At 69.4% G+C, this 26,279-nt stretch carries 36 protein-coding genes; 22 read left to right on the plus strand and 14 right to left on the minus strand.

The annotated features are described in order from the left end of the window. Window positions 1–37: 37 nt before the first annotated feature. The 6 genes from P6F26_RS13700 to P6F26_RS13725 all read left to right on the plus strand — a co-directional run bounded on the left by P6F26_RS13700 (window position 38) and on the right by P6F26_RS13725 (window position 3,762). Window positions 38–592, plus strand: a complete 555-nt coding sequence (locus P6F26_RS13700) for a hypothetical protein (RefSeq protein ID WP_278029254.1) — start codon at window positions 38–40, stop codon at window positions 590–592. Next, entirely contained in the window at window positions 589–1,035 is a 447-nt protein-coding gene (locus P6F26_RS13705) for an acyl-CoA thioesterase (protein WP_278029255.1), read from the plus strand. The genes P6F26_RS13700 and P6F26_RS13705 overlap by 4 nt, the downstream gene beginning before the upstream one ends. Beyond that, on the plus strand, window positions 1,025–1,765 hold the full coding sequence (locus P6F26_RS13710; RefSeq protein WP_278029256.1) for a glucose 1-dehydrogenase: 741 nt from the start codon (window positions 1,025–1,027) through the stop codon (window positions 1,763–1,765). The genes P6F26_RS13705 and P6F26_RS13710 overlap by 11 nt, the downstream gene beginning before the upstream one ends. Next, window positions 1,765–2,118 (plus strand): hypothetical protein, encoded by a 354-nt coding sequence (locus P6F26_RS13715; RefSeq protein WP_278029257.1) that lies wholly within the window; start codon window positions 1,765–1,767, stop codon window positions 2,116–2,118. Before P6F26_RS13710 ends, P6F26_RS13715 begins: the two co-directional genes overlap by 1 nt. Next, window positions 2,118–3,119, plus strand: coding sequence for a P1 family peptidase (locus P6F26_RS13720; protein WP_278029304.1), 1,002 nt, complete (start codon window positions 2,118–2,120; stop codon window positions 3,117–3,119). The genes P6F26_RS13715 and P6F26_RS13720 overlap by 1 nt, the downstream gene beginning before the upstream one ends. Window positions 3,120–3,198: 79 nt before the next feature. After that, the gene (locus P6F26_RS13725; RefSeq protein WP_278029258.1) at window positions 3,199–3,762 is read left to right on the plus strand and encodes a hypothetical protein; all 564 of its coding nucleotides are present in this window, start codon (window positions 3,199–3,201) and stop codon (window positions 3,760–3,762) included. Between the two features lie 59 nt (window positions 3,763–3,821). Here the strand turns inward: P6F26_RS13725 and P6F26_RS13730 are convergent, their stop codons facing one another. From P6F26_RS13730 to P6F26_RS13750, 5 genes are all read right to left on the minus strand, one after another. Continuing rightward, window positions 3,822–4,412: a F0F1 ATP synthase subunit B gene (locus tag P6F26_RS13730; protein WP_278029259.1), complete on the minus strand. Its 591-nt coding sequence runs from the start codon at window positions 4,410–4,412 to the stop codon at window positions 3,822–3,824. Between the two features lie 4 nt (window positions 4,413–4,416). Then, window positions 4,417–4,905: a F0F1 ATP synthase subunit B' gene (locus P6F26_RS13735; protein WP_278029260.1), complete on the minus strand. Its 489-nt coding sequence runs from the start codon at window positions 4,903–4,905 to the stop codon at window positions 4,417–4,419. Between the two features lie 86 nt (window positions 4,906–4,991). Beyond that, entirely contained in the window at window positions 4,992–5,228 is a 237-nt protein-coding gene (locus P6F26_RS13740) for a F0F1 ATP synthase subunit C (protein ID WP_278029261.1), read from the minus strand. Between the two features lie 74 nt (window positions 5,229–5,302). Further along, complete coding sequence (locus tag P6F26_RS13745; protein ID WP_278029305.1) at window positions 5,303–6,037, minus strand: F0F1 ATP synthase subunit A; 735 nt, start codon at window positions 6,035–6,037, stop codon at window positions 5,303–5,305. 118 nt (window positions 6,038–6,155) lie between these two features. Continuing rightward, the gene (locus tag P6F26_RS13750) at window positions 6,156–6,509 is read right to left on the minus strand and encodes an AtpZ/AtpI family protein (protein ID WP_278029262.1); all 354 of its coding nucleotides are present in this window, start codon (window positions 6,507–6,509) and stop codon (window positions 6,156–6,158) included. 228 nt (window positions 6,510–6,737) lie between these two features. Between P6F26_RS13750 and P6F26_RS13755 the strand changes: the two genes are divergently transcribed. Further along, window positions 6,738–7,145 carry an ArsR/SmtB family transcription factor gene (locus tag P6F26_RS13755; RefSeq protein ID WP_278029263.1) on the plus strand — a complete coding sequence of 136 codons (408 nt, stop codon included), beginning with the start codon at window positions 6,738–6,740 and terminating at the stop codon, window positions 7,143–7,145. Here the strand turns inward: P6F26_RS13755 and P6F26_RS13760 are convergent. Then, on the minus strand, window positions 7,092–7,988 hold the full coding sequence (locus P6F26_RS13760) for a DMT family transporter (RefSeq protein ID WP_278029264.1): 897 nt from the start codon (window positions 7,986–7,988) through the stop codon (window positions 7,092–7,094). The genes P6F26_RS13755 and P6F26_RS13760 overlap by 54 nt on opposite strands. After that, on the minus strand, window positions 7,985–8,866 hold the full coding sequence (locus P6F26_RS13765; RefSeq protein WP_278029265.1) for a LysR family transcriptional regulator: 882 nt from the start codon (window positions 8,864–8,866) through the stop codon (window positions 7,985–7,987). Before P6F26_RS13765 ends, P6F26_RS13760 begins: the two co-directional genes overlap by 4 nt. A gap of 185 nt (window positions 8,867–9,051) precedes the next feature. On the opposite strand from P6F26_RS13765, the gene P6F26_RS13770 reads away from it, so the two are divergent. The 11 genes from P6F26_RS13770 (at window position 9,052) to P6F26_RS13820 (ending at window position 15,255) form a co-directional block, all read left to right on the plus strand. Further along, window positions 9,052–9,570, plus strand: coding sequence for a hypothetical protein (locus P6F26_RS13770; protein ID WP_278029266.1), 519 nt, complete (start codon window positions 9,052–9,054; stop codon window positions 9,568–9,570). 218 nt (window positions 9,571–9,788) lie between these two features. Then, on the plus strand, window positions 9,789–11,285 hold the full coding sequence (ffh, locus tag P6F26_RS13775) for a signal recognition particle protein (protein ID WP_278029267.1): 1,497 nt from the start codon (window positions 9,789–9,791) through the stop codon (window positions 11,283–11,285). Window positions 11,286–11,287: 2 nt separating this feature from the next. After that, window positions 11,288–11,791, plus strand: a complete 504-nt coding sequence (locus P6F26_RS13780) for a GNAT family N-acetyltransferase (RefSeq protein WP_278029268.1) — start codon at window positions 11,288–11,290, stop codon at window positions 11,789–11,791. Further along, window positions 11,788–12,360 (plus strand): GNAT family N-acetyltransferase, encoded by a 573-nt coding sequence (locus P6F26_RS13785; RefSeq protein ID WP_278029269.1) that lies wholly within the window; start codon window positions 11,788–11,790, stop codon window positions 12,358–12,360. Before P6F26_RS13780 ends, P6F26_RS13785 begins: the two co-directional genes overlap by 4 nt. Further along, on the plus strand, window positions 12,357–12,902 hold the full coding sequence (locus tag P6F26_RS13790) for a GNAT family N-acetyltransferase (protein WP_278029270.1): 546 nt from the start codon (window positions 12,357–12,359) through the stop codon (window positions 12,900–12,902). Before P6F26_RS13785 ends, P6F26_RS13790 begins: the two co-directional genes overlap by 4 nt. Beyond that, on the plus strand, window positions 12,899–13,435 hold the full coding sequence (locus tag P6F26_RS13795) for a GNAT family N-acetyltransferase (RefSeq protein ID WP_278029271.1): 537 nt from the start codon (window positions 12,899–12,901) through the stop codon (window positions 13,433–13,435). Before P6F26_RS13790 ends, P6F26_RS13795 begins: the two co-directional genes overlap by 4 nt. Further along, on the plus strand, window positions 13,432–13,728 hold the full coding sequence (locus tag P6F26_RS13800) for a chorismate mutase (RefSeq protein ID WP_278029272.1): 297 nt from the start codon (window positions 13,432–13,434) through the stop codon (window positions 13,726–13,728). The genes P6F26_RS13795 and P6F26_RS13800 overlap by 4 nt, the downstream gene beginning before the upstream one ends. Window positions 13,729–13,768: 40 nt before the next feature. Beyond that, complete coding sequence (gene rpsP / locus P6F26_RS13805) at window positions 13,769–14,197, plus strand: 30S ribosomal protein S16 (RefSeq protein WP_278029273.1); 429 nt, start codon at window positions 13,769–13,771, stop codon at window positions 14,195–14,197. Window positions 14,198–14,329: 132 nt separating this feature from the next. Continuing rightward, window positions 14,330–14,524: a hypothetical protein gene (locus P6F26_RS13810; protein ID WP_278029274.1), complete on the plus strand. Its 195-nt coding sequence runs from the start codon at window positions 14,330–14,332 to the stop codon at window positions 14,522–14,524. Further along, window positions 14,517–15,023: a ribosome maturation factor RimM gene (gene rimM, locus P6F26_RS13815; protein WP_278029275.1), complete on the plus strand. Its 507-nt coding sequence runs from the start codon at window positions 14,517–14,519 to the stop codon at window positions 15,021–15,023. The genes P6F26_RS13810 and rimM overlap by 8 nt, the downstream gene beginning before the upstream one ends. A 64-nt stretch (window positions 15,024–15,087) precedes the next feature. Continuing rightward, window positions 15,088–15,255 (plus strand): DUF1328 family protein, encoded by a 168-nt coding sequence (locus P6F26_RS13820; protein ID WP_430736749.1) that lies wholly within the window; start codon window positions 15,088–15,090, stop codon window positions 15,253–15,255. Between the two features lie 4 nt (window positions 15,256–15,259). Here P6F26_RS13820 and P6F26_RS13825 read toward each other — a convergent pair whose 3' ends face one another. Both P6F26_RS13825 and P6F26_RS13830 read right to left on the minus strand, forming a co-directional pair. Next, window positions 15,260–16,021 (minus strand): ABC transporter permease, encoded by a 762-nt coding sequence (locus P6F26_RS13825; protein WP_278029276.1) that lies wholly within the window; start codon window positions 16,019–16,021, stop codon window positions 15,260–15,262. Continuing rightward, entirely contained in the window at window positions 16,018–16,956 is a 939-nt protein-coding gene (locus P6F26_RS13830) for an ABC transporter ATP-binding protein (RefSeq protein ID WP_278029277.1), read from the minus strand. The genes P6F26_RS13825 and P6F26_RS13830 overlap by 4 nt, the downstream gene beginning before the upstream one ends. A 229-nt stretch (window positions 16,957–17,185) precedes the next feature. Between P6F26_RS13830 and trmD the strand changes: the two genes are divergently transcribed. From trmD to P6F26_RS13850, 4 genes are all read left to right on the plus strand, one after another. Beyond that, on the plus strand, window positions 17,186–18,037 hold the full coding sequence (trmD, locus tag P6F26_RS13835) for a tRNA (guanosine(37)-N1)-methyltransferase TrmD (protein WP_278029278.1): 852 nt from the start codon (window positions 17,186–17,188) through the stop codon (window positions 18,035–18,037). Between the two features lie 252 nt (window positions 18,038–18,289). Beyond that, window positions 18,290–18,673, plus strand: coding sequence for a 50S ribosomal protein L19 (gene rplS, locus P6F26_RS13840; RefSeq protein ID WP_278029279.1), 384 nt, complete (start codon window positions 18,290–18,292; stop codon window positions 18,671–18,673). Between the two features lie 14 nt (window positions 18,674–18,687). Beyond that, on the plus strand, window positions 18,688–18,909 hold the full coding sequence (gene rpmE / locus P6F26_RS13845; protein WP_278029280.1) for a 50S ribosomal protein L31: 222 nt from the start codon (window positions 18,688–18,690) through the stop codon (window positions 18,907–18,909). 284 nt (window positions 18,910–19,193) lie between these two features. After that, on the plus strand, window positions 19,194–20,003 hold the full coding sequence (locus tag P6F26_RS13850) for a division plane positioning ATPase MipZ (RefSeq protein WP_278029281.1): 810 nt from the start codon (window positions 19,194–19,196) through the stop codon (window positions 20,001–20,003). A gap of 108 nt (window positions 20,004–20,111) precedes the next feature. Here the strand turns inward: P6F26_RS13850 and P6F26_RS13855 are convergent, their stop codons facing one another. The 5 genes from P6F26_RS13855 to P6F26_RS13875 form a co-directional block, all read right to left on the minus strand. Then, window positions 20,112–21,125 (minus strand): cytochrome d ubiquinol oxidase subunit II, encoded by a 1,014-nt coding sequence (locus P6F26_RS13855; RefSeq protein ID WP_278029282.1) that lies wholly within the window; start codon window positions 21,123–21,125, stop codon window positions 20,112–20,114. 4 nt (window positions 21,126–21,129) lie between these two features. Next, window positions 21,130–22,566 carry a cytochrome ubiquinol oxidase subunit I gene (locus P6F26_RS13860; RefSeq protein ID WP_278029283.1) on the minus strand — a complete coding sequence of 479 codons (1,437 nt, stop codon included), beginning with the start codon at window positions 22,564–22,566 and terminating at the stop codon, window positions 21,130–21,132. Window positions 22,567–22,585: 19 nt separating this feature from the next. After that, window positions 22,586–23,137 (minus strand): GbsR/MarR family transcriptional regulator, encoded by a 552-nt coding sequence (locus P6F26_RS13865; RefSeq protein ID WP_278029284.1) that lies wholly within the window; start codon window positions 23,135–23,137, stop codon window positions 22,586–22,588. A gap of 547 nt (window positions 23,138–23,684) precedes the next feature. Next, entirely contained in the window at window positions 23,685–25,367 is a 1,683-nt protein-coding gene (rpsA, locus tag P6F26_RS13870; RefSeq protein ID WP_278029285.1) for a 30S ribosomal protein S1, read from the minus strand. A 223-nt stretch (window positions 25,368–25,590) separates the two neighbouring features. Next, entirely contained in the window at window positions 25,591–26,199 is a 609-nt protein-coding gene (locus P6F26_RS13875) for a (d)CMP kinase (RefSeq protein WP_278029286.1), read from the minus strand. Between the last annotated feature and the right edge of the window lie 80 nt (window positions 26,200–26,279).

Consider the following 26,279-nt stretch of genomic DNA (forward strand, 5'->3'; position numbering starts at 1 on the left):
GCTTCATCGCAAGAGCCCCGTTCAGGCCAGGACCCCCGTGACCCGCTTCGGCAAATTCCCCACCTTCGCGCTGCTTCTCGCCGCCGCCGCGCTTGTCGCCACGATCTTCGGCGTGCTGCTGGCGCAACTGAGCTACTCGGTCGGGCCCAGTCATTTCGAGACCGTCCTGTTCCCGCAGAACGGCATCGGGGCCGACACCGCGCCGCGTGTCGGCGCAGCACTCGTGGGGGCGCAGGGCGCGTGGTGGGCGGGCGTCCTGATCGCGCTGCCCGCCTTCGTGTACGGCCTCGCCACCGTTCCGCGCACCGAGAGCTACCTCGCAGCGGGGCTGGGCGCGATCGGGCTGGTCTTCGTGCTGGCGACGCTGACCGCGCTTCTGGGACTGATCGGCGGGCTCGCCGCGGCGGCGACGGGGCTTCTGGACGGGGTCCTGAGGATCCCCGAGGGGCCGAGCCGGGCGGATTTCCTGCGCGCGGGCTTCATGCAGGATGCGGGCCTCGTGGCGGCGGGCCTCGGGGCGTTCCTCGCGTTCTGGCCGATGATCCGCGCGCGGCGGATCGACCATGCGCGGGCAGGCGGGAGCGCCGCATGAGCCCCGCCCTGCCCGGCGTCGAGACGTTCCGCCGCGCCGTGGATCCCTCGGACTGCGACTTTCTCGGCCACATGAACGTGTCGCGCTACCTTCAGGCGTGCTCGGACGGGATGTTCTCGCTTCAATCGGACCTCGGGCTGACGCGCGGCGACATGGAAAGCGGCCGCCGCCTGTCCTTCGCCGTCGTCCACATCGAAAGCGATTTCCGTGCCGAGGTGCTGGCGGGCGACGTGGTGTTCCTGCGCAGTTCGGTGCTGGCCATCGGCACGAAGTCGGCGACGTTCCGGCACAGGCTCTACCGGGCGGGCGACGGCGCGCTGGCGTTCGAGGCGCTGTTCAAGGCCGTGTGCCTCGATCTTGTCGCAAGGCGGGCGGCGCCGATCCCCGACGAGGTGCGGCGCGGACTGGAAACCCTGATCGAGGAGGCGACGGATGCCGCTTGAGAACAAGACCGCCATCGTGACCGGAGGGGGCTCGGGCTTCGGCGCGGGCATCGCAGGGATCCTCGCGCGGGAGGGCGCGAAGGTCATGGTCGCCGACATCAACGCGGGCGCCGCCGAAAGCGTGGCCAGGGAGATCGGCGGCATCGTGCAGGCTGTGGACGTGGCCGACGGAGCGTCGGTCGCCGCGATGGCCGCCGCCGCCCTCGAGGCATGGGGTCGGATCGACATCCTCGTGAACAACGCGGGCATCACCCACATGCCCGCGCCGATGGAGGAGGTCAGCGAGGAGGATTTCGACCGCGTGCTGGCCGTCAACGCGAAGTCCGTCTACCTGACGGCGCGCGAGATCGTGCCGGGAATGAAGGCCGCCGGCGCGGGCGCGATCCTGAACATCGCCTCGACGGCGGGCCTGTCGCCGCGTCCGCGCCTGAACTGGTACAACGCCTCGAAAGGCTGGATGATCACCGCGACCAAGGCCATGGCGGTCGAGCTTGCGCCCGCGGGCATCCGCGTCAACGCGCTCTGCCCCGTGGCGGGCGAGACGCCGCTTCTGAAGAGCTTCATGGGCGAGGACACCCCCGAGATGCGTGCGAAGTTCCTGTCCACCATCCCGCTCGGGCGCTTTTCCACGCCTCAGGACATGGGCGAGGCGGCGGCGTTCCTGTGCTCGGACGCGGCCTCGATGATCACGGGGGTCGCGCTGGAGGTGGACGGGGGGCGCTGCATCTGATGGCGGCCCTGCGCGTCCTTCCCGCGGACATCACGGTCCTTGCCGGGCGCTTCGGGCGCTTTCCCGCCGCGCAGCCGCTGGTCTTCGCGCATCTGTGGGACGTCGCGCCCGAGATCGACCCCGGCCACGTCGAGGTCATCCCCGCCGAGGGCGGGACGGCGCGCCTTGCGGCCTATTTCGACGCGGCGACGATCGCCGGGATGCAGGCGGGGGCGGGCGATGCGGACACGCTGGTCCTGATCCTGCCCGAGGCCTACGAGGGCATCGACCCGCCCGCGCCGGGAAGCGACCGGATGGCGGTGCTGGGCACCTTCCGCGGGCGGTTGCGCCGCAGCCTCGGCAGCGCGCCATGATCCGTCCGGGGCCGCGCAACCTGATCACCGACGTGGCGGGCCTGCGCGTCGGCAACGCGCAGGACGAGACCGTCAAGACCGGTGTGACGGTGCTGGCGGGCGCGCGCCCGTTCACGGCGGCGGTGCATGTGATGGGCGGCGCCCCCGGCACGCGCGAGACCGACCTGCTGGCCCCCGACCGCACGGTGCCGGAGGTGGACGCGATCTTCCTGTCCGGCGGCTCGGCCTTCGGGCTCGACGCCGCCCAAGGCGTGTCCGAGGGGTTGCGCGCGCAGGGGCGTGGCTTTGCGGTGCACGGGCTGACGGTGCCCATCGTGCCCGGCGCGATCGTCTTCGACCTCGTCAACGGCGGCGACAAGGACTGGGCCGTTTCGCCCTATCCGGCGCTTGGCCGCGCGGCCTTCGAGGCGGCATCGGAGACCTTCGCCCTCGGCACGGCGGGCGCGGGCACCGGGGCGACGCTGGCCGACCTGAAGGGGGGCCTGGGATCGGCCTCTGCGGTCTGGGGCGGCTACACGGTGGGCGCGCTGGTCGTGGCCAATCCGGTGGGCAAGGTGACGGTCGGCGACGGGCCGCATTTCCACGCCGCGCCGTCCGAGTTCGGCGACGAGTTCGGCGGCCTCGGGCCCGCGCCGGCCTACGCGCCCGAGCGGATGCCCGTGACGAAGGCCACCCGCAGCGACCGCGAGGCGACGGCGATCGCGGTGGTCGCGACCGACGCGGCCCTGAGCAAGGCGGAGGCGACGCGGCTCGCCGTCATGGCCCATGACGGCATCGCGCGCGCCGTCTGGCCGTCGCACGCGCCGATGGACGGCGACGTGGTCTTCGCCGTCTCGACCGGCGACCGGCCGATCCGGGACGGGGCGGCGGCATCGCTCGACCTTGCGCACCTCGGGCACATGGGCGCGCTGTGCCTGTCGCGGGCGATGGCGCGCGCGGTCTATCACGCCACGCCCGCGCCGGGCGATCCCTGGCCCACCTACAGGCAGCGCTTCGGCTGATACGGGCACAAGGGACTTCATCGCGGGGCACGGGGGCGCTACGCTCGCGCGTGCGTCCGTCCGGAAAGAGAGACCACGAATGTCCCGCACGCTTCCCGCCGCAGCGCTCGCCGCGATTCTCCTGACGGGGCCCGCCACGGCCGACGAGATCACCGACGCGCTGCGCGACGCCATCGCGGCCTACGAGGCGGGCGAGCTTGGCACCGCGCTGGAGGACGTGGCCCGCGCCACCGGGCTTCTGGTGAGCCTTCGGTCGCAGGGGCTTGCGGATTTCCTGCCCCCCGCCCTCGACGGATGGAGCCGCGAGGTATCGGGCGACGCGGCCGAGGGCCTCGGCTTCATGGGTGGCGGGCTGATCGTGGAGGCGGTCTATGCCGGACCCGAGGACGCGTTCTCCATCGTGATGGTCGCCGACAACCCGGTGGTGGGCGCCATGGCCGCGATGTTCGCGAACCCCGCGATGATGTCCACCATGGGCCGGGTCGAGGAAATCGGCGGCGAAAGCTTCCTAGACGCGGATGGCGAGGTGTCGGCGCTGGTCGGCGGCCGGGTGCTGGTGCAGGCCTCGGGGGCGGCCCTTCCGGCGATGCGGGCGCACCTCGAGCGGATCGACTTCGGCGCGCTGGCGGATTTCGGGCGCTGAACGACGAACGCCCCGGCGTTGGCGGCCGGGGCGTCCTGTGCGTGGATATCGCGCCGCGCTCAGTTGAGGCGCGACTTCACCTGTTCGATCGATCCGTCGATCAGCGCGTTGGCGTCGGCCGCGGCCATGCGGCTGGCGATGATCTCGCCCGCGGCGGCGACGGCGACCTCGACGGCGCGGTTGCGCACGGCGCGGACCGCCTTGGCCTCGGCGCTGGCGATCTGGTCGTCCGCGGCGGCCAGACGGCGCGCGATGGAGCGTTCGAGGTCCTCCTTCGCGCTGTCGGCGGCGGCCTGGGCGTCAGCCTTGGCCTGGGCGACGATGCGCTCTGACTGCTCGGCCATCTCGCGGCTCTTGCGCTCGTAGGAGGCGAGCAGGGTCTGCGCCTCCTCGCGAAGCGCGCGCGCCTCGTCGAGTTCGCCGCGGATGCCGTCGGCGCGCTTGTCGAGCATCCCGCCCAGCATCGCCGGCACGTTGAAGTAGAACAGGATCGACAGGAAGATCAGGAAGCCGACCAGCACCACGAAGTCGGTGTTGTAGAGCGACGTGAAGTCGTAGCCGGGCGCGTAGCTTCCGCCGTGGCTTTCCTCGGCGGCGGCGGCTGGCATGGCGGCCCCAAGGGCGGCCGCAAGGATGATCGTGGAGCGCATGGTCCTATCCCTTCATCCGCGCCGAGACGGCGCGGGCCACCTCGTCATTGTCGACCGTCTGGCCGGGCATGATCGCTGTCACGACCGAACCGGCCACGTCGCGGGCCACGTCGCCGACCGACTCGGTGGCGCTTGCCTGGATCTCGCCGATCCGCTTCTCGCTTTCGGCGGTGCGCGCGGCGATCTGCTCATCCGCACGGGCGGTGGCTTCGGCCAGTTGGGCCTGGATCTCGGCACGCGCCTCATCGGCGATGCGCTGCGCTTCGGCGCGGGCATCGGCGAGGGCCTTGTTGTAGGCCTCCTCGGCCTCGGCGGCCTGACGCTTAAGGTCCTCGGCCGCGGCGAGATCGTTGGTCAGCGTCCCCTGGCGTTCGGCCAGGACCGACGCGATGCGGGGCAGCGCGACCTTCGAGAGGATGAAATAGATCGCGACCAGCGTGACGATCAGCCAGAAGATCTGGTTCGGGAACGTCGATAGGTCTAGCTGGGGCATGTCCGTGCTCCTGGAACCGGGCTACACCGGGACCCGCCGACCGATCGGCAGGCCCCGGACGTAAGGATGGTTGCGCGGGGCCCGGATCAGGCTGCGAACATCAGCAGAAGCGCGGTGAGGAAGGCGAAGATGCCCAGCGCTTCCGCGAATGCGATGCCGATGAACAGCGTGGCGGTCTGACCGGCCGCGGCCGAGGGGTTGCGCAGCGCGCCGGCGAGGAAGTTGCCGGCCACGTTGCCGACGCCCAGTGCCGCGATGCCCGAGCCTAGGCCCGCGATGCCGGCGCCGATGAACTGACCCAGTTGTGCGATATCGCCTTCCATTGAACTATTCTCCTTACGTTGGAAGCCTGATGAAGTCGTGCGGACGCGGTGCGGGACGCCGTCCCGCCCCCCGTTCAGTGATGCGGATGCAGCGCGTCCTTGAGATAGACGCAGGTGAGGATCGTGAAGACGTAGGCCTGAATGGCCGACACCAGCACTTCGAGGCCGTAGATCGCCACGACGCCGAGGATCGGGACCAGCCCGCCGAGGCCGAGCGCGCCCGCGAAGCCCGCGAAGACCTTGAGGACCGCGTGGCCCGCCATCATCGCGCCGGCGAGACGGACGGAGTGGCTGACGGGACGGACGAAATACGAGATCAGCTCGATGATCGCGAGGACCGGGCGCAGCACCAGAGGCGCCGAGCTGACCCAGAACAGGCTGAGGAAGGTCGCGCCGTTCTTGATGAAGCCGATCGCGGTCACGGACACGAACACCGTCAGCGCGAGGATCGCGGTCACGGCGAAATGCGACGTCGTCGTGAAGCTGGTGGGGATGAGCCCGAGGAAGTTCGCCGACAGGATGAACAGGAAGACCGTGAAGATGTAGGGGAAGAACGGCAGCGCGTCCTTGCCCGCGACATCCTCGACCATCTTGCGCACGAACCCGTAGGCGAGCTCCGCCATCGACTGGCCGCGCGTCGGGATCACGCCGCGCTTGCCGGTGCCCATCACCATGAGCGCCGTCACCGCGAGGATCGAAAGGCCCATCCAGAGCGTCACGTTCGTCGGCGTGTACCAGCGCACCGGGCCGTCGTTGAACAGGGGCTCGACGATGAACTGGTCCATCGGATGGATGTTGAAGCCTTCCATCGTGTAGTCGTCGGTCAGGCCGAGGACGAACAGGATGGCCGCTGCCGCGATCAGGACGAAGAACACGATGCGGCCCGAGCCGGATTTGCCGCCCGCGCCGGTGGTGCTGTTGGTGCTTTCAGTCGCCACGCCGTTCCCTCTTCTCGTCGCTCGCGGCCTTGTCGGCCGCTTCGTTCTGTTTCCGCTGCACCTCCTCGGCGGAGCGGATCATCGTCTTTACCCCGGCCGCGAAGCCGAGGATGGTGAAGAGCGCCATCAGCCAGGGCCGCGTGCCGAAAAGCGCGTCGAGCCCCATCCCGATGCCGAAGCCGATGCCGAGCCCGGCCACCAGTTCGATCACCATCCTCCAGGCAAGCTGCGCCTGCGAGTAGTGCTCCTCCATGTGGTCCTTTTCCGGCGCGGCCCTCTTGCGGGCCTTCTCGAGCCGTTCCTCCAGCGCCTTGAGGCGGTCGCTTTCGGGGTCTTCGGCCACCGGTCGGGGTCCTCATCGAAGTCGGCGGGAAGCTAGGCGGGCGCGCAGCCGGAGTCAACGCGCATCGCCGCGATGCGGCGGCACGGCAAGCCATTGTTCAAGAACAGTTTTCCACAGCGCCCCAAAACCCGCGCGGTCGCCGGGATGGCGCGGAGGGCCGTTTCCGCCGCGCCGCGCATATTCAACCGAACGGTTGACGATCGCCCGCCCGCATCGCTAAGCGGGCGCATGATCCCCGAGCCGGCCCCCAGCCTCGACGCGGCCTTCGCCGCCCTCGCCGACCCCACGCGGCGGGCGATCCTGACCATGCTGCTCGAGGACGACATGGCCGTGACCGACGTGGCCGAGCCTTTCGAGATGTCGCTGGCCGCGATCTCCAAGCACCTCTCGATCCTCGCGGCCGCGGGCCTGATCAGCCAGGAGAAACGCGGCCGCGTGAAGTGGTGCAAGCTGGAGCCCGACGCGATGAAGCGCGTCTCGGTCTGGATGCAGGGCTTCGGCCAGTTCGAGCCGGTCAACCTCGACGCGTTCGAGGCCTTCCTCGAGCGGGAGTTCGCGGGAGCGATGGACGGGGCCGAGGGGTCATTCCCGGAGCAGCAGGGCGAGCGCGCCGACGCTCAGCGCGACGCCCAGTAGCACCGCCGCCGGCGGCACCGGACGGCCCAGCGCGAATTCCCAGATCAGCACCCAGGACGGCGTGAGATAGGTGTAGGCCATGACCTTTGACGACGGCAGCCGCATCGAGGCGTATTGCACGAGGAACACCGTCGTGGAGCTTGCGATCAGCGCGACATAGCCCAGCGTGATCCAGACGATCGCGGGCAGCCCCGCCCAATCCGTCGCCGCGATGTCGCCCGCGCCCCAGACCAGGAGGATCGCCGCGCAGGCCGCGAGCGTGAGGAAGGTGAAGGCGAGGATCGGCTCGCCCCGGTTCAGGAAGCGCACCAGGGGAGTGTAGGCGGCGTGCGCGACGCAGCCCCAGAAGAAGACGGCCTCGCCCGGGCCGATCTCGAAGGCGAGGATCGCGCCGACATCCGCGCGGAAGATGACCCAGACCGCGCCAGCCGCGCCCAGCGCAAGCGCCAGCGCGATGCGCGGGCCGACCGCCTGCCGCAGCAGGAGCCAGCCGAAGACCGCGCTCATCACCGGGGTCAGCGTGAAGACAGCCGAGGCCGAGACCGGTGGCGCGGTCTTGAGGCCCTCGAACATCGTCACGAAATAGCCCGCGAACAGCCCGCCGAGCACGAGGTAGCGCCACGGCGCGACAAGCGCGGCGCGCGGCAGGCCGCCACGGGCGCGGACCACGGCATAGACGGCGGCGGCGGCGATGGCGAAGCGCACGGCGTTCAGCGCGGCGGGCGAGATCTCGTTCGCGACGAGGCCACCCAGCGAGAAGCTGCCCGCGATAAGCGCCGAGAAGACAAGCATGGCGAGATGGCCGCGCCCGGCCTCCGTGCCCGCGGCGGCCGCTGCGGTCACTGTTCGACCGGCCAGGTCTTCACCTCCTGCTTGAGGTGGCGCACGAAGCTCTGGACCTTGGCGGTGCGGTGCAGGTCCATGTGGGTCACGAGCCAGATCTTCGCCGACCATTCCTCGAGCGTGGGAAGCATGTCCACGAGGTCCTCGGTCCGGTTCTGGTCCCAACCGGCAAGAAATCCGATGCCGACGCCCGCGATCACCGCCTCCTTCACCGCGCGCATGTCCGATGCGCGGAACACCACGTTGCGGTCTGGAACCGTCTCCATCAGCCAGCGGTAGTAGGGCGCGCGCGGCGTCTCCTCGTTGGGGCCGATGAAGCGGTGATGTTCCAGCGTCTCGTCGTTCAGCGGGCCGTGCGCCTCGAGGTAGGCGCGGCTCGCGACCAGACGTAGGGTCTGCGTGAAGAACGGCTGCACCACGTTGTCGGGCTGGTCCGGCAGCTTGCCCGCGCGGATCGCCACATGCGCCTCGCCGTATTCCAGCCGGAACAGGCGGGCGTCCGAGATCAGCCGCACGCGGAGATCGGGGTGGCGGTCCTGGAACTTCGCGATGGTCGGCACCAGAAGCGGGCTGAGCGAGCCCAGCGAGGTCACGATCAGGTCGCCCGTCACCTCGTCGCCGCGGCCCTTGATGCGCCCGGCAAGCTGCGTGAACTGGTCCGAGGCGACCGAGGCCACGGACAGCAGGTCCTGCCCCGCCTCCGTCGCCGTGTAGCCGCGCGCGTGGCGCTGGAACAGCTTGGCGCCAAGCTGCTGCTCGAGCGCGTCGATGTGGCGGATCACCGTCGCATGGTGGACGCCCAGAACCTCCGCCGCGCCGGAGACCGTGCCCAGCCGGGCCACCTGATATGCGGTGCGGATCTCGTCCCAGTTGTCCATTCGCCCCTCGTGCGCCAGCTCACAACATCACGGTAGATTTTTATCTTCCTGTTCAAAAATGCAAGAGGCAAGAATGAGCCTTCCGGGACGCTTCCCGCCCGCGAAGGATGCGCGGGCGCGCGCCCGGCCGCGCCCGATCGCGTCGCACTTTTCCGGCGCTGTCTTCGCGGCTAGGATCGCCGGCGATGGGAACGAGGTTGTGCGCGACATGTCTGGCGGCGCTGGCGCCGGCGATGGCCGGGGCGCAGACCTGCACGCTCGACTTCACGGTGGTGGTGACGCAGGGCGTGGGCGACATCCGCCCCGGCGACGAGATCCACGGGCAGGCCGAATACACCCTCACCGATCGCAGCATCCGGCAGGAGAGCGGCACCACGGCATGGCTCGCCAGCGGCGAGATGCGGCTTGGCACCGACATCGCGGGGCCGATCTGGACGCTGATGACGACGGCGGGCGGGCCGACGGCGGACCTCATCGGGGTCTACGCCAACCACGTCGAGGGGCTGACCGTCGCCGGGGTCGCGTTCGAGGGGCCGATGGCCCTGACGCTGTTCGGGCGGGCCGGCACGCTGCGAGACCCCGCGCCGCCGACCGACCAGGCGGCGTGGGACAGCCTCGATCTGCGCCGGGCGTTCTCGCTTCAGGCGCATGGCCAGGACATGCTGTCGGGCGACGTGGCGGAGGTCATGGCGCGGTGCGAGTGACCGCCGCGAATTGACTCGGCGCCCGAAAGCGCCTATCCGCCCCGCAACATGTCCGGAAAGCGCCAGCCTTCCGGTCCTGCGTCCCGACCAGGATCGCCCCCCGTCAGCGAGGTTTCGCCCACGGGGGCAAGACCCGTTTGGACCACTGGGCATGGCGCATCGACCGATCGCTCCTTACCTTTGGGGCAACGACAGACGAGATAGGGGGCCCGCAGCCCATGTTTGAGAATCTCTCCGAACGCCTCGGCGGCGTCTTCGACCGGCTCACCAAGCAGGGCGCGCTGAGCGAGGACGACGTGCGCACGGCGCTGCGCGAGGTGCGCGTGGCGCTGCTGGAGGCCGACGTCTCGCTGCCGGTCGCCCGACAGTTCATCAAGGCGGTCGAGAAGAAGGCGACCGGCGCGGCGGTCACGAAATCGGTGACGCCCGGCCAGCAGGTCGTGAAGATCGTCCATGACGAGCTGGTGCACGTCCTGACCGGCGACGAGGATCCCGGCCGTCTCAAGATCGACAACCCGCCCGCGCCGATCCTGATGGTCGGCCTTCAGGGCTCGGGCAAGACGACGACGACCGCCAAGCTCGCCAAGCGGTTGAAGGACCGCGAGGGCAAGCGCGTGCTGATGGCCTCGCTCGACACCAACCGGCCCGCCGCGATGGAGCAGCTTGCGATCCTCGGGCAGCAGATCGGCGTCGACACGCTTCCGATCGTGAAGGGCGAGGACCCCGTGACGATCGCCAAGCGCGCCAAGACGCAGGCGAGCCTCGGCGGCTACGACGTCTACATGCTCGACACCGCGGGCCGCCTGCACATCGACCAGGAGCTGATCGCCCAGGCCGCCGCGGTCCGCGACGTCGCCAACCCGCGCGAGACGCTTCTGGTGGTCGACGGCCTGACCGGTCAGGACGCGGTCAACGTCGCCGAGGAATTCGACGACAAGATCGGCGTCTCGGGCGTCGTGCTGACGCGGATGGACGGCGACGGGCGCGGCGGCGCCGCGCTCTCCATGCGGGCGATCACCGGCAAGCCGATCCGCTTCGTCGGCCTCGGCGAGAAGATGGATGCGCTCGAGACGTTCGAGCCATCGCGCATCGCGGGCCGCATCCTCGGCATGGGCGACATCGTCAGCCTCGTGGAGCGCGCGCAGGAGACGCTGGAGGCCGAACAGGCCGAGCGCATGATGAAGCGTTTCCAGAAGGGTCAGTTCAACATGAACGACCTGAAGGGGCAGCTCGAGCAGATGATCCGCATGGGCGGGATGCAGGGCATGATGGGCATGATGCCCGGCATGGCCAAGATGCAGAAACAGCTGGACGAGGCAGGCTTCGACGACACGGTCATCAAGCGGCAGATCGCGCTGATCAACTCGATGACGAAGAAGGAGCGCGCCAATCCGCAGCTTCTTCAGGCCTCGCGCAAGAAGCGCGTGGCGGCGGGCGCGGGACAGGACGTGTCCGACCTCAACAAGCTTCTGAAGATGCACCGCCAGATGGCCGACGCGATGAAGAAGCTTGGCAAGATGGGCAAGAAGGGACTGCTGAAGGGCGGCCTAGGCGCGTTGATGGGCAAGGGCACGCCGCAGTCGCTGCAGGACATGGACCCCGGCAGCATGGACCCCGCCGCGATGGAGAAGGCCGCACGCCAGATGGGCATGGGCGGCATGGGCGGCATGGGCGGCCTGCCCCCGGGCCTCGGCGGTTTCGGCAAGAAGAAGTGACCATGCAGGCCCCGACCCTCCAGACCGGGCGGCTGACGCTCCGGCCCATGCGCGAAGGCGATTTCCCCGCCTATGCCGCGCTGATGGCCGGCCCGCGCGCTGTCCACATGGGCGGGCCGCACGACACGCGCGCGGCCTGGGGGATGTTCTGCCACGACGTGGCGGGGTGGTCGCTGTTCGGGCACGGGGCGCTGATGCTGGAGCGGCGGGACACCGGCGAGACGGCGGGCCAGGTGGGCATCAACGCCGGACCGCTGTTCCCGGAGACCGAGCTTGGCTGGATGCTGTGCGAGGGCCATGAGGGACAGGGCTTCGCGACCGAGGGCGCCGCGGCGCTGCGCGACTGGGCCTTCGACGCGCTGCGCCCGGACACGCTTGTCAGCTACGTCTCGGCGGGGAACGCCGCCTCGCGCGCCGTCGCCCGCCGCCTCGGCGCGGTCGAGGACGCAGCGGCCCCGCGCCCCGAGCCCGGCGACATCGTCTTCCGCCACCGGAGGGCCGCATGACGATCGCGCCCCGCTGCACCCTGCCGCCCACCGGCGACGCCGCCGAGGCCGCGCGGCGCCAGCGCGCCCTCGTTCCGGTGATCGAGACCGGGCGCCTCCGCCTGCGCGCGCCCCGTCCCGAGGACATCGGCGACTGGACGCATGTGTTCCTCGCCGACTTCGCCGCCGACGGTGACGGCGACGAACAGGCCTGGACCGAGTTCAGCTGCTACGCCTCGGGCTGGCTGCTTCATGGCCACGGCCTCTGGACGGTCGAGCGCAAGTCCGACGGCCTTCTGGTGGGCTTCGTCCTTCTGGGTCTGGAATGGTCCGACAGGGAGCCCGAACTGGGCTACGCCTTTCTGCGCGCGCATCGGCGGCAAGGCTATGCGTCCGAAGCCTGCGCGGCGGCCCGCGACTTCGGCTTCACCCTGCTCGACACCTTCGTGAGTTACGTCGAACCCGGCAACGCCGCCTCGAACCGGCTGGCCGAGGGGCTGGGAGCGCGGCGCGACGCCGAGGCCGAAGCGCGGTTGGGCGCGGAGGACGAGGACCTCGTGCATGTCTGGCGCTACCGGAGGGCCGCATGACCGCGCACCTCGCCGATACGCCCGTCCTCGAGACGGAGCGCCTGCGCCTGCGGGCGCCCGAGGCCGCGGATCTCGAGGCCTACGCGCCCTTCGTCATGTCCGCGCGCGCCCGCTTCATCGGCGGCGGCGCGGACAAGGACATGGGCCACGCGTGGCGGATGCTCTCGGTCCTGTCGGGCCACTGGCACCTGCGCGGCTACGGCACCTTCGTCATGGTCGAGAATGCCTCGGGACGGCCCGTGGGATCGGCCGGGCCGTGGCATCCCGGAGACTGGCCCGAACCCGAACTTGGCTGGTCGATCTGGAGCGAGGACGCCGAGGGCCGCGGCTATGCTTTCGAGGCGGTGACGGAACTGCGCCGCCACGCCTACGGGCGACTGGGCTGGTCGACCGCCGTCAGCTACATCGACGCGCGCAACGCGCGGTCGCTGGCGCTGGCCCGGCGGCTGGGCTGCACGCCAGACGATGCGGCCGCGCAACCCCACCGGGACGAGCCGGTGCAGGTCTGGCGTCATCCGGCCCCGGCGGAGGTGGCGGCATGACGCGGACCGTCTCCCCTATCCCGACCTTCGAGGCCGGCCGCCTGCGGTATCGCGCGCCCCGGATGGACGACTTCGAGGCGTACCACGCCTTTTGCGCGTCGGACCGGTCGGTCGGCGTGGGCGGCCCCTTTCCGCACCGCTCGGACGCGTTCGGCCGCATGGCGGGGCTGATCGGCCACTGGCACCTGCGCGGCTACGGCCGGTGGATGGTGGCCGACCTCGAGACCGACGCGCCCCTCGGCGTCGTCGGCCCGATGTTCCCCGAAGACTGGCCCGAGCCCGAGATCGCCTGGAGCGTGTTCGAGAACGCCGAGGGCAAGGGCATCGCCCACGAGGCGGCCCTGTTCGCGCGGTCCTACGCCTACCGGACCCTCGGCTGGCCCACCGTCATCAGCTGCATCAAGCCCGACAACGCGCGCTCCGCCGCGCTGGCGCGCCGCCTCGGTGCGACCCTCGAGGGCGACTATGACCACCCCGTGATCGGCACCGTGCAGATCTGGCGCCATCCATCCCCGAACGAGGCCGAGACATGAGCGACGACAGCGCCCGCGCGGCGTCCCTTCTGAAGGACCACCGCGAAAGCATCGACCGGCTGGACGCGATCCTGATCTATACGCTCGGCGAGCGGTTCAAGCACACGCAGGCCGTGGGCAAGCTCAAGGCCGCGCACGACCTTCCCCCGTCCGATCCGGACCGCGAGGCGGCCCAGATCGCGCGGCTTGAAGACCTGGCGAGGCGGGCCGATCTCGACCCCGAATTCGCCAAGAAGTTCCTGCGTTTCGTGATCGACGAGGTCATTCGTCACCACGAGCGTCATCAATCCTGAGGCCATAGGCCTCGCCCCGCCATTCAAAGGAGAACAGCAAATGGCAATGAAGATCCGACTGGCCCGCGCCGGCGCAAAGAAACGCCCCTTCTACCGCATCGTGGCCTCCGACAGCCGGATGCCCCGCGACGGCCGCTTCATCGAGAAGCTCGGCACCTACAACCCGCTCCTGCCCAAGGACAGCGAGGACCGCATCAAGATGGACCTCGACCGCGTGAAGCACTGGCTCGACCAGGGCGCGCAGCCGACCGACCGCGTGAGCCGCTTCCTCGAGGCCGCGGGCGTCCTCGAGAAGAAGGAACGCGCGAACGCCAAGAAGGGCGTGCCGGGCGCCAAGGCCAAGGAGCGCGCCGAGGAGAAGGCCGCCAAGGCCGCCGCAGCCGCAGAGGCCGCGAACGCTCCCGCCGAGGAGGCCCCCGCGGAGGAGGCCCCCGCCGAGGAGGCCGCGGCAGAAGAGAAGTCCGAGTAACCAGGGACGCGGGGCGCCCCGCGGCGCCCCGCCTCGCCCTGCCTCCGCCATGCACGTTCCCGGCCCAGCATACCGCTGCCGTCCAACCCGCTCCGTGGCCCCGCCGCGGCGCAGAGGCCGGGGCGTGCGGCCATGATCCTCGCGATCCTCGGCCTCGGCGGCGTCGGCCTGTGGTTCCTGATCGCGGGCGACGGGCCCGCGCGCCTCGTGGGGGTTCTGCTGATCGCGCTTGCGGGCGTCTTCGGCTTCCTGCTCTGGGTGGCGCTCGAGGTCGAGCGTCCCTCGCCTTCGGACGCTGCGTTGCCGGCGGAGATCGTGAATGGCTGAACGGGTCTGTGTGGGCGCCATATCGGGCGCATTCGGGGTGCGCGGCGAGGTGCGCCTGAAAAGCTTCTGCGCCATCGCCGAGGACATCGCCACCTACGGCCCCCTCACCACCGAGGACGGCGCCCGCAGCTTCGACGTCAGGCTGACCGGCCTGGTGAAGGGCGGCCTGGCGGCCCGGCTCTCAGGCGTCTCGACCAAGGAAGAGGCCGATGCCCTGCGCGGCACCCGCCTCTATGCGCCGCGCGACGCGCTGCCCACGCTTCCCGACGACGAATTCTACCACGCCGACCTGATCGGCCTTGAGGTCCACGACACCGGCGGCGCGCTTCTGGGCAAGGTCGCGGCGGTCCTGAACCACGGCGCGGGCGATATCCTGGAGGTGCGGGGCCCCGGCCTCGACGGATCGGCCCTCGTGCCCTTCACGCTCGAGATCGTGCCAACGGTCGATCTGGCGGCGAAACGCGTCGTCATCGATCCTCCCGAGGGCCTGCTCGACTGAGCGGAGGGAACAAATCCCGCCGGCGCAAGGTTTGTTCGGCAGACCCAATAGGCCGGAGACTGCAATGGACATCCTCACGCTGATCCTCATCCTGCTCGCGATCGCGGCCATCGCCGGGGTGTTCGGCTTCGGGCGCATCTCGGGCATGGCGCTCACCGGGGTGAAGATCCTCGTGATCGTCGCGCTGGTCCTGTTCCTCCTGGTCCTGCTTGGCGTGATCGCGCTGGCCTGACCGCTCAGGGGCGCAGGCGCCAGCCTGTGCGGAAGATCCACGCGACCACCCCGAGGCACAGGATCAGGAACCCCGTGATCGCCACCAGCGACCAGCCCACCGGCACGTCCGCCATTCCGAAGAACGACCAGCGGAACCCCGAGATCAGGTAGACCACCGGGTTGAACAGGCTGACCGTCTGCCACGCGCCCGGCAGCATCGAGATCGAGTAGAACGCCCCGCCGAGGAACACGAGCGGCGTGATCACCAGAAGCGGCACAAGCTGCAACTGCTCGAAATTCTGCGCCCAGATCCCGATGACGAACCCGAAAAGCGCGAAGGACAGGCAGGTCAGCACGAGGAACAGCGCCATCGCGAACGGCTGCTGGATCGTGAGGTCCACGAAGAAGAACGACGTCGCCAGGATGATCAGCCCGATGGTCAGCGCCTTGGTCGCCGCCGCCAGCACGTAGCCCGCCGTCACCTCCAGGAACGAGACCGGCGCGGACAGAAGCTCGTAGACCGTACCGATGAACTTGGGAAAGTAGATCCCGAAGGCCGCGTTCGTGACCGATTGCTGCAACACCGTCAGCATGATCAGCCCCGGCACGATGAAGGCGCCGTAATCGACGCCCTCGACCTCCTGGATGCGGCTGCCGATGGCGGTGCCGAAGACAACGAAATAAAGCGACGTCGTCAGCACGGGCGAGACCACGGACTGCCCGAGCGTTCGGAAGGTCCGCCCCATCTCGAAGCGGTAGATCGCGGCGACGGCGCGCAGGTTCATGAGCTCGCTCCCTCTTCGGCGACGAGACCGACGAAGATCTCCTCGAGCGAGGACTGCCGCGTCTCCACGTCGCGCAGATGAAGCCCCGCCGCCTGGATGTCGGCCAGAAGCCGCGTGATCCCGGTGCGCTCGGCCTGCGTGTCGTAGGTGTAGACGAGGCTGTGCCCGTCGCCCGCGGGCCTGAGGCCATGAGCGGCCAGCGCCTCGGGCACGGCCTCGACCGGCTCGCGCAGCTCGATCACCAGTTCCTTGCGCCCCAGCCGCCGCATCAGCGCGGCCTTCTCCTCGACCAGCAGGATGCGCCCCTTGCTGATGACGCCGACGCGATCGGCCATCGCCTCGGCCTCCTCGAGGTAATGCGTCGTCAGGATGATCGTCACGCCGTCTTCCTTGAGCCCGCGCACGACCTCCCACATGTCGCGGCGCAACTCCACGTCCACGCCCGCCGTCGGCTCGTCCAGGAACAGGATGCGCGGCTCGTGCGCCAGCGCCTTGGCGATCAGGACGCGCCGTTTCATGCCGCCCGACAGCGCCCGGATCGGGCTGTCGCGCTTCTCCCACAGCGACAGCTGCCGCAGGATCCGCTCGATCAGCGCGTCGTCGCGCCGCTTGCCGAACAGCCCGCGCGAGAAGCGCACCGTGGCGATCACCTTCTCGAAGGGCTCGAGGTTCACCTCCTGCGGCACCAGCCCGATCAGGCTGCGCGCCGCGCGGTATCCCGCCTGCGTGTCGTGCCCCGCCACCAGGACGCGCCCGCCCGTGGGCTGCACCAGCCCGCAGACCGCGCCGATCAGCGTGGTCTTGCCCGCGCCGTTGGGACCCAGAAGCGCGAGGATCTCACCCTCGCGTATGTCGAGCGACACGTCGTCGAGCGCGGCGAACCCGCCTTCGTAGACCTTGGACAGCCCGTCGATCGACAGGATCGGCTGTGTCATCGCGCATCTCCTCTTAGGGGCGGAGACATAACCGCGCGATCGGCAGGAACAACCCCCTCCTTCATCCTTGCAGGAAACTCCCGCCGGAGGCAGCAGCGCCGGCGAGGGGCCGGCGGCCCCGAGGCGGCGCTTCCCCCCTCCCCGGCTTGCGGGCGGCCCTGCGGTCGGGCCCCAGATCCCGCGCCCGATCCCATTGCCAGCCACCGGGCCGCCCGCTAAGCCTCGCGCCATGTCCGATCGCCCGACCGACCCGCCCAAGCCCGCCCCCGGCCGCTCGCACGGCCGGCTCGCCGTCTCGCCCAGCCTCAAGCCGCGCGCGCTGATGGACGAGCCGCCGCGCCTCAAGGGCGCGTGGTGCGCCAAGGTGCTGACGCTCTTCCCCGAGACCTTCCCCGGCGTTCTGGGCGCCTCGCTCACCGGACGCGCCCTGCAGCAGGGCATCTGGGCGCTCGAGACGGTGGACCTGCGCACCTTCGGCACCGGCCGCCACCGGCAGGTCGACGACACGCCCGCGGGCGGCGGCGCGGGCCTCGTGATGCGGGCCGACGTGCTCGGCCGGGCCCTCGACCTCGCCGCCACCGGCACGCCCGGCGATCCCGCGCGCTGGCCGCGCGTCTACCTCAGCCCGCGCGGCGCGCCCTTCACGCAGGCCCACGCCCGCCGCTTCGCCGCCGCCGAGGGCGTCACGCTCCTGTGCGGCCGCTTCGAGGGCGTCGACCAGCGGGTGATCGACCATTTCGCGCTCGAGGAGATCAGCCTCGGCGACTTCGTCCTGACCGGCGGCGAGATCGCCGCGCAGGCCGTTCTCGACGCCACGGTGCGCCTGATCCCCGGCGTGCTCGGCAACGCCGCCTCGACCGAGGAGGAAAGCTTCTCGGACGGCCTTCTCGAGCATCCCCAGTACACGCAGCCGCGCGACTGGCGCGGCCGCGCGATCCCGGACGTGCTGCTGTCGGGCAACCACGCCGCGATCGCGCGCTGGCGCCGCGCCGAGGCCGAAGGGCTGACCCGCGCGCGCAGGCCGGACCTCTGGGCGGCGCATGTCGCCCGCGGCGACGGGCCATCCGACGCCGAGGGTTGATCGCCGCGCGAAAGACCCTTAAGAGCGCCCTGTCCGGGGCCGGAATCGGCCTGCCGGGCCCGTTCTGCTTCGCCCAAGGCGCGTCTTCGGCGCCCCAAGGGGGCGAGCGGTCCGGCACCGAACGGCAATGATGGACCGAACCTCTGGCGGGCGCCTTCCGGCACGGACAGGCGGACCCGGATCGAAGACCGGAGCTCTGGGGACGCGACACACCTTCGCGGGACAACCGCGAGCAGGATAGGAGACGGTCGGATGAACCTGATCGCACAACTGGAGGCCGAGCAGATCCAGGCTCTGGCCAAGGACATTCCGGACTTCAAGGCCGGTGACACGATCCGCGTGGGCTACAAGGTGACCGAGGGCACCCGCACCCGCGTGCAGAACTACGAGGGCGTGTGCATCTCGCGCAAGAACGGCAGCGGCATCGCCGCATCCTTCACGGTGCGCAAGATCTCCTTCGGCGAAGGCGTGGAACGCGTTTTCCCGCTCTACTCCACGAACATCGATTCCATCGAGGTGGTCCGCCGCGGCAAGGTGCGCCGCGCGAAGCTCTACTACCTGCGCGCGCGCCGGGGCAAATCCGCCCGGATCGCCGAGGATTCGACCTACAAGCCCAAAACGGCCGCCGAAGCCTGAAGGAGCCGCGAGAGATGAAGAAGAACATCCATCCCGACTATCACGTCATCGACGTCAAGATGACCAACGGCGACGTGGTGCAGATGCGCTCGACCTGGGGCTCGGAAGGCGACACGCTGTCGCTCGACATCGACCCCACGGTGCACCCCGCATGGACGGGCGGCAGCACCCGCCTCATGGACCAAGGCGGCCGCGTGTCGAAGTTCAAGAAGAAATACGAGGGCCTCGGCTTCTGAGCCGGCGCCACCCGCATTTCGCGCATTCAGGAAACGGCCGGCGATCCCGGCCGTTTTTTTCATGAGGCGACACCGAGGCGGGCCGCCATGCGACCCCGGCACGACCACCGGAACGCCACCCGGCACGACCGACATCCTTCGGCAAGCCCTGCGGGCCCGGACCGCGGTTCCCGTTTCAGCCCGACCGGCGCTCTATCGGGGTTAACACCGCCGCCACGCTCCCGTATGATCCGATGGATCACGCCCCGGTGAACGAGGGCGCGACGGAACCGAGGGCGACAGCAGTGGCACACATCATCGTTCTGGGAAACGAAAAGGGCGGCTCGGGCAAGTCGACCACGGCCATGCACGTCGCGACCGCGCTGTCGCGGCTCGGCCACGTCGTGGGCACGCTCGACCTCGACCTGCGCCAGCGCAGCCTCGGACGCTATGTCGAGAACCGGCAGAACACGATCGCGCGGCGGCGCCTGGACATGGCCTGCCCGGTCGCGATGGAGCTTCCCGCCATCGACCCCGCGACGCTCGGCGAGGGCGAGAACATCTACGACCGGCGCCTGTCGGCGGCCGTGGCCGAGCACGAGGCCGCCTGCGACTTCATCGTGATCGACTGTCCCGGCAGCCACACGCGCCTGAGCCAGGTCGCCCACAGCCTCGCCGACACGCTGGTCACGCCGATGAACGACAGCTTCGTCGATTTCGACCTCCTCGCGCGGATCGACCCGGACAGCTACGCCATCAAGGGCCCCAGCGTCTATTCCGAGATGGTCTGGCACGCCCGGCAGCTCCGCGCGAAGGCGGGCCTGAAGGCGATGGACTGGATCGTGGTGCGCAACCGGCTCGGCGCGCAGGAGATGCACAACAAGCGCAAGGTCGGCCGCGCGCTCGACGAGCTGTCGAAGCGCATCGGCTTCCGGGTCGCGCCTGGCTTCTCCGAACGCGTCATCTTCCGCGAGCTGTTCCCCACGGGGATGACGCTTCTCGACCTGCGCGAGTTGGGTGTCGAGCGGCTCAACGTGTCGAACCTCGCCGCGAGACAGGAGTTGCGCGACCTGATGCGCGCCCTGAACCTGCCGTCCGTCAGCATCGACTTCTGACGGACGGGGGGCCAGCCCCCCGGGCCTTCGGCCTCCCCCCGGAGTTTTCCTGCAAGGATGAAGACGACCCCGTTTCGCCTTCATCTTTCTTCAAATACGCCTGCGACCTCAGTCGTATCGCAGCGCCGTCGCCTTGCCGCGGAAGATCGTGTAGGCCAGCACGGAGTAGCCGAGGATCACCGGCACGACGACGAGGGCGCCCACAAGGATGATCAGGAGGCTCTCGGGCGCGGCGGCCGCCTCGTAGATCGTCAGACGGTCGGGCACGACGTAGGGATAGAAGCTGTAGGCCATGCCGAGATAGGCCAGCGCGAAGAGGGTCGCCGAGGCGGCGAAAGGCAGCCACGACAGGCGGTCGCCCGAGGAGGGCATCCGCCGCAGCATCATCCAGAGCGCGGCGACGAGGGCGGCCGAGATCATCGGCAGCGGCGCGAGGTAGAGCACCTCGGGCCAGGCGAACCACTTCTCGAAGATCCGGTCGGAGACGAAGGGCGTGGCGAGCGACACTGCGCCAATGCCGAGGATCACGCCCCAGAGGCTCTCGCGGGCCCAGCGCACCGACTTCAGCTGAAGCGCGCCCTCGGTCTTGTGCACGAGCCATGCCGCACCGATGAAACTGTAGCCGACCGCGAGGAAGACCGCGGTGAGGGTGGCGAAGGCGTAGGTCGAGAGGCTCGTCTCGAGCCCCATGACGTAGAGGCCCAGCATGAAGCCCTGCGCAAGCGCAGTCATGAGGCTGCCCGCGAAGAACAGCCGATTCCACAGCCGCTTGTGGCGGTCGCGGGCCTTGGCGCGGAATTCGAAGGCGACGCCGCGCAGGATCAGGCCCACGAGCATCACGAAGACCGGCAGGTAGAGCGTGGAGAGGATCAGGCCGTGCGCCGTGGGGAAGGCCACGAGGAGAAGCCCCACGGCAAGCACGAGCCAGGTCTCGTTGGCGTCCCAGAACGGCCCGATCGAGCCGATCATGCGGTCCCGCTCCTCGGCCTCGGCCAGCGGGAAGAGGATGCCGACGCCAAGATCGAAGCCGTCGAGGATGACGTAGATCAGGATCGACAGCCCCATGAGCGAGGCGAAGGCCCAGGGCAGCCAGTCGGCGGGGTTCGCGAAATCGGGCAGCATGGGATCACTCCGCGGGGGATATGGCGGCGACCTCGGCGGCGCCGGAATGGGTGATGTCCTCCATCGGCGCGTCGTCGCCCCGCGCGGCCTTGCGGGCGAGGTAGACGATGACGCCGACATAGGCGAAGAGCAGCGCGGCATAGATCGCGAGGTAGGTCACGAGCGTGCCCATCACCATCGGCGCGGGCACGTCGGCCACCGCCATCTCGGTCGTCATGACGCCGTGCACGAGCCAGGGCTGGCGGCCGATCTCGGTCGTGTACCAGCCCGCGAGCGTCGCGACCCAGCCCGAGAAGGCCATCGGCACGAGCGCCCAGACCAGCGGCCTCGGAAGGCCCTCCACGGCGAGCCGGTGGCCCGCCACGCGGCCCTCGTGCAGCGCGCGTCGGCGCCACATGAAGAAGACCGAGGCCCAGCTGAGCGCCAGCATCGCGACGCCGGTGCCCACCATGACGCGGAAGGACCAGAAGACGGGCGCCACGGGCGGGTGCAGGACCTCGCCGTCCTCGGTGACGAACTCGTTCAGGCCCTTCAGCTCGCCGTTCCAGTCATGGGTCAGGATGAAGGAGGCGAGGCCCGGGATCTCGATGGCGTTCCGGTTCTCGCGCGCGGCCTCGTCGGGGATGCCGAACAGCACGAGCGGCGCGCCTTCGGTCGTCTCCCAAAGGCCCTCCATCGCGGCGACCTTGGCCGGCTGGTATTCCTTGGTGTTGAGGCCGTGCATGTCGCCCATGAAGATCTGCACCGGGATCAGGAGCGCCGCGATCGCGATACCGGTCTTCAGCATCGAGCGCACCTCGCGGGAGCGGTCGCCGAGGATCCAGCGGAAGGCCGAAACGCCCGCCACGAGGAAGCCTACGGTCAGGAAACTCGCCAGCATCATGTGGGCGAAACGGTAGGGCATCGACGGGTTGAAGACGATCGCCCACCAGTCCGTCGCGTGGGCGACGCCGTCGATCATCTCGAAGCCCTGCGGGGTGTGCATCCACGAGTTCAGGACGATGATCCAGAAGGCCGACATCGTCGTTCCGAAGGCGACGAGGCCGGTGGCCAGGATGTGCACCCAGCCCGGCACGCGGGAGAAGCCGAACAGCATGATGCCGATGAAGACGGCCTCGAGGAAGAAGGCGGTCAGCACCTCGTAGGCGAGGAGCGGCCCGGCGATGTTGCCGACGGTCTCCATGAAGCCCGGCCAGTTGGTGCCGAACTGGAAGGACATGGTGATGCCCGAGACGACGCCCATGGCGAAGCTGAGGGCGAAGACCTTCACCCAGAAGCGGTAGGCGGCCATCCACTTGTCGTCGCCCGTCTGGGCGAAGCGGACGCGGAAGAAGAACAGCACCCAGCCCAGCGCGATGGTGATCGTCGGGAACAGGATGTGGAACGAGATGTTGGCCGCGAACTGGATACGGCTGAGGATGAGGGTGTCGAGGGCTTCCATGTGACGTGTCCCCTACGTGTTACTTGCGTCTGGCGAAGGACGGCAGCGCGCCGCCCGCCTTGTCGATGAGGCCAGCGACCCGGCTGCCCATGGTCATGAGCTTAACGAGGCGCTCGGTCTCGAGTTTCTCCATCTCGGCGTAGAAGCCGGTGAGCATCTCGATCAACTCGCGCAGCTCGGCGATGCGGGCCTCGGCGTAGTCGTCGCCGGCGGGGCCGGACATCTCCAGCTCGCGCAATTTGGACAGCGTCGGATCGATCTCGCGCTTCTTGCGCTCGGCGACGAGGATGCGCACGATCTCCCAGAGGTCCTCGGGGGTGGTGAAGTAGTCGCGGCGGTCGCCCGGGTAGTGCTTCAGGCGCACGAGGGACCAGGACTGAAGCTCCTTCAGGCCCATCGAGGTGTTCGACCGGCTGATCCTCAGGGCGTCCGTGATCTGTTCCGCGTTCAGCGGCTCGCGGGAGAGAAACAGCAGGGCATAGATCTGCCCAACGGTGCGGTTGATGCCCCACCGGCTGCCCATCTCGCCGAAGTGCAGGACGAACTCCTGCTGGAGAGGTGTCAGTGTCATGGTCCTCAAGATCCTGTTCGCGCAGGTATTTCAGTAATTTCTGAAATGAAGGTATGTCTGCGCGCCACCGAGGCAAGCCGTCCTTCTGCGACATGATGGCGTGGAAGGCTGCGCGCGCGAGGCGGGAGGTCGTGGCTGTCCGGCCAAGCGGCGCGCACCGGGATGTCGGGTTCATGGCCCGTCAGACGCTGGAGCGGGCCCCGTCCAGGCGCCTTCGGCCCCGCGCAGGACGCGCGGGGCCTTCCGGGGGGACGTTCGCGGGCGGCTGGGACTTTGGGGATTGAACCGCCCGGCGCGTCCATGCTGGCACGGCCATGTAACAGGAATATCTCGATAGGGCCGCAGGGGCGGGCTGGGCTGGGCTGGGTGAGGCTGAGGGACGAGGGGGTTTCGCGCCTTGCCATCGCGCGGGAAGCCGGCCTGGCGGCTGCGGGGCCGGCGGGTCCGCGACCGCGCTGCACATCCCCCGGAGATGGGGGGCGCGACGAAAAAGGCCCCGCCGGTCCGGCGGGGCCTTCGTTCTTCAGGGCGGGCCGAAGCCCCGGCCCTAGTCGTCGTCCTTCTTCAGCGCCGCGCCGAGGATGTCGCCCAGCGATGCGCCGGAAGCCGACGAGCCATACTGCTCGACCGCTTCCTTCTCTTCGGCGATCTCGCGGGCCTTGATCGACAGGCCGAGGCGGCGCGACTTGGAGTCCACGTTGGTGACGCGCACGTCCAGCTTGTCGCCGACCTGGAAGCGCTCGGGGCGCTGTTCGGAGCGGTCGCGGCTGAGATCGGAGCGGCGGATGAACGACTTCATGCCGTTGTAGTCCACCTCGATCCCGCCATCCTCGATCGCCGTCACCTCGACGGTGATGATCGAGCCGCGCTTCACGCCGTCGATCGCATCGGCGAAGGGGTCGCCTTCGACCGCCTTGATCGAGAGCGAGATACGCTCCTTCTCGGTGTCGACCTCGGTGACGACCGCCTTGACGATGTCGCCCTTGCGGAAGTTCTGGATCACGTCCTCGCCCCGGCCTTCCCAGGTCAGGTCGGAGAGGTGAACCATGCCGTCGATGTCGTTGTCGAGACCCACGAACAGACCGAATTCGGTGATGTTCTTGACCTCGCCCTCGACCTGCGTGCCGACCGGATGCGTCTCTTCGAAGACTTCCCAGGGGTTGCGCATGGTCTGCTTGAGGCCCAGCGAGACGCGACGCTTGGCGGTGTCGATCTCGAGCACCATGACCTCGACCTCCTGGGAGGTGGAGACGATCTTGCCGGGATGGACGTTCTTCTTGGTCCACGACATCTCGGAGACGTGCACGAGGCCCTCGACACCGGGCTCCAGCTCCACGAAGGCGCCGTAGTCGGTGATGTTGGTCACGCGGCCGGTATGGACGCTGCCGAGCGGGAATTTCGCCTCGACGGCATCCCACGGATCGTCCTGCAGCTGCTTCATGCCGAGGCTGATGCGGTGGGTGTCCTTGTTGACCTTGATGACCTGGACCTTGACGGTCTCGCCGATCGACAGGATCTCCTTGGGGTCGTTGACGCGGCGCCATGCCATGTCGGTGACGTGCAGGAGGCCGTCGACGCCACCGAGATCGACGAAGGCGCCGTATTCGGTGATGTTCTTGACCACGCCGTCCACGACGTCGCCCTCGTTGAGCTTGCCGATGACCTCGGCGCGCTGCTCGGCGCGGGATTCTTCGAGGATCGCGCGGCGCGAGACCACGATGTTGCCCCGGCGGCGGTCCATCTTGAGGATCTGGAACGGCTGCTTGAGACCCATGAGCGGGCCTGCGTCGCGCACGGGGCGCACGTCGACCTGGCTGCCGGGCAGGAAGGCCACGGCGCCGCCGAGATCGACCGTGAAGCCACCCTTGACGCGGCCGAAGATCGCGCCCTCGACGCGCTCCTCGTCGGCATATGCCTTCTCGAGACGGTCCCACGCGGCTTCGCGCTTGGCCATCTCGTGGCTGATCACGGCCTCGCCGCGGGCGTTCTCGACGCTGCGCAGGTAGACGTCGACGTCATCGCCGATCTCGATCTGCGGCGCTTCGCCGGGATTCGCGAATTCCTTGAGATCGACGCGGCCTTCCATCTTGTAGCCGACGTCGATGATGGCCTGTCCCGCCTCGATGGCGATGACCTTGCCCTTTACGACAGATCCCTCGTCGGGGGTGTCGATGTCGAAGCTTTCGTTCAGGAGGGCTTCGAATTCCTCCATGGTTGCTTTAGCGCACATGCGTGTGTCGATTCCTATTCGTTCGATTTTTCCGGCCGCGCGGTTGTCTCCGCCGGTCTTGGGTTGGTCTCTGGCGCCGCGAAAGCAAGAAGGGCCGGAGGATGTCCGACCCTGCCCGACCTCTGTTCGCGTGGCGTGTTCGCCGTCTTGACGGAGCGGCATATAGCCAAGCGCGGCCTTTCGCGCAAGGGGCCACAGGGGGGCAGCAGGGCGGGAGGCGCGCCTAGCGCCGCGCCTCGACCGCGGCGATGGCGGCGGCCACGGCGTCCTCGATGCTGAGCGTGCTGGTGTCGAGGACGACGGCATCCTCGGCGGCGACCATCGGCGCGGCGCTTCGGCCGGCGTCGCGCGCGTCGCGCTCCCTCACGTCGGAGAGCACCTCCTGAAGGCTGATCTGGTGACCCCGCTCCAGGAGTTCCCGGTGCCGGCGCTCGGCGCGCACCTCGGCGCTGGCCGTCACGAACAGCTTGGCCTCGGCCTCGGGGCAGATCACGGTGCCGATGTCGCGGCCATCGAGCACCGCGCCGCCCGCGCGCCGGGCGAAGGCGCGCTGGAAATCGACAAGCGCCGCTCGCACCTCGGGGATCGCGGCCACCTTCGAGGCGGCCTGCGCCACGTCCGGGCCGCGCAGGTCCTCGGTCACCTCGAGGTCCTCGGCGCGCAGCGCCAGCGCCGCCTCCTCGGGCTCCTCGCCCTTCAGCATCCGCGCCCCGACGGCCCGGTAGAGAAGCCCGGTATCGAGGTGCCCCAGCCCGAAATGGCCGGCGACCGCGCGGCCAATGGTGCCCTTCCCGCTTGCCGCGGGCCCGTCGATGGCGACCGTGAAGCTCATGGCGTCCCCCGTATCGTGATGGACCGACAGCCTAGCGCGCGGGGCCGCGGACGCAATGCGCCGCCCGTCCCGCCGCGCCA

This window comes from Roseicyclus salinarum, from assembly GCF_029624655.1.
GTDB lineage: Bacteria > Pseudomonadota > Alphaproteobacteria > Rhodobacterales > Rhodobacteraceae > Roseibacterium > Roseibacterium salinarum.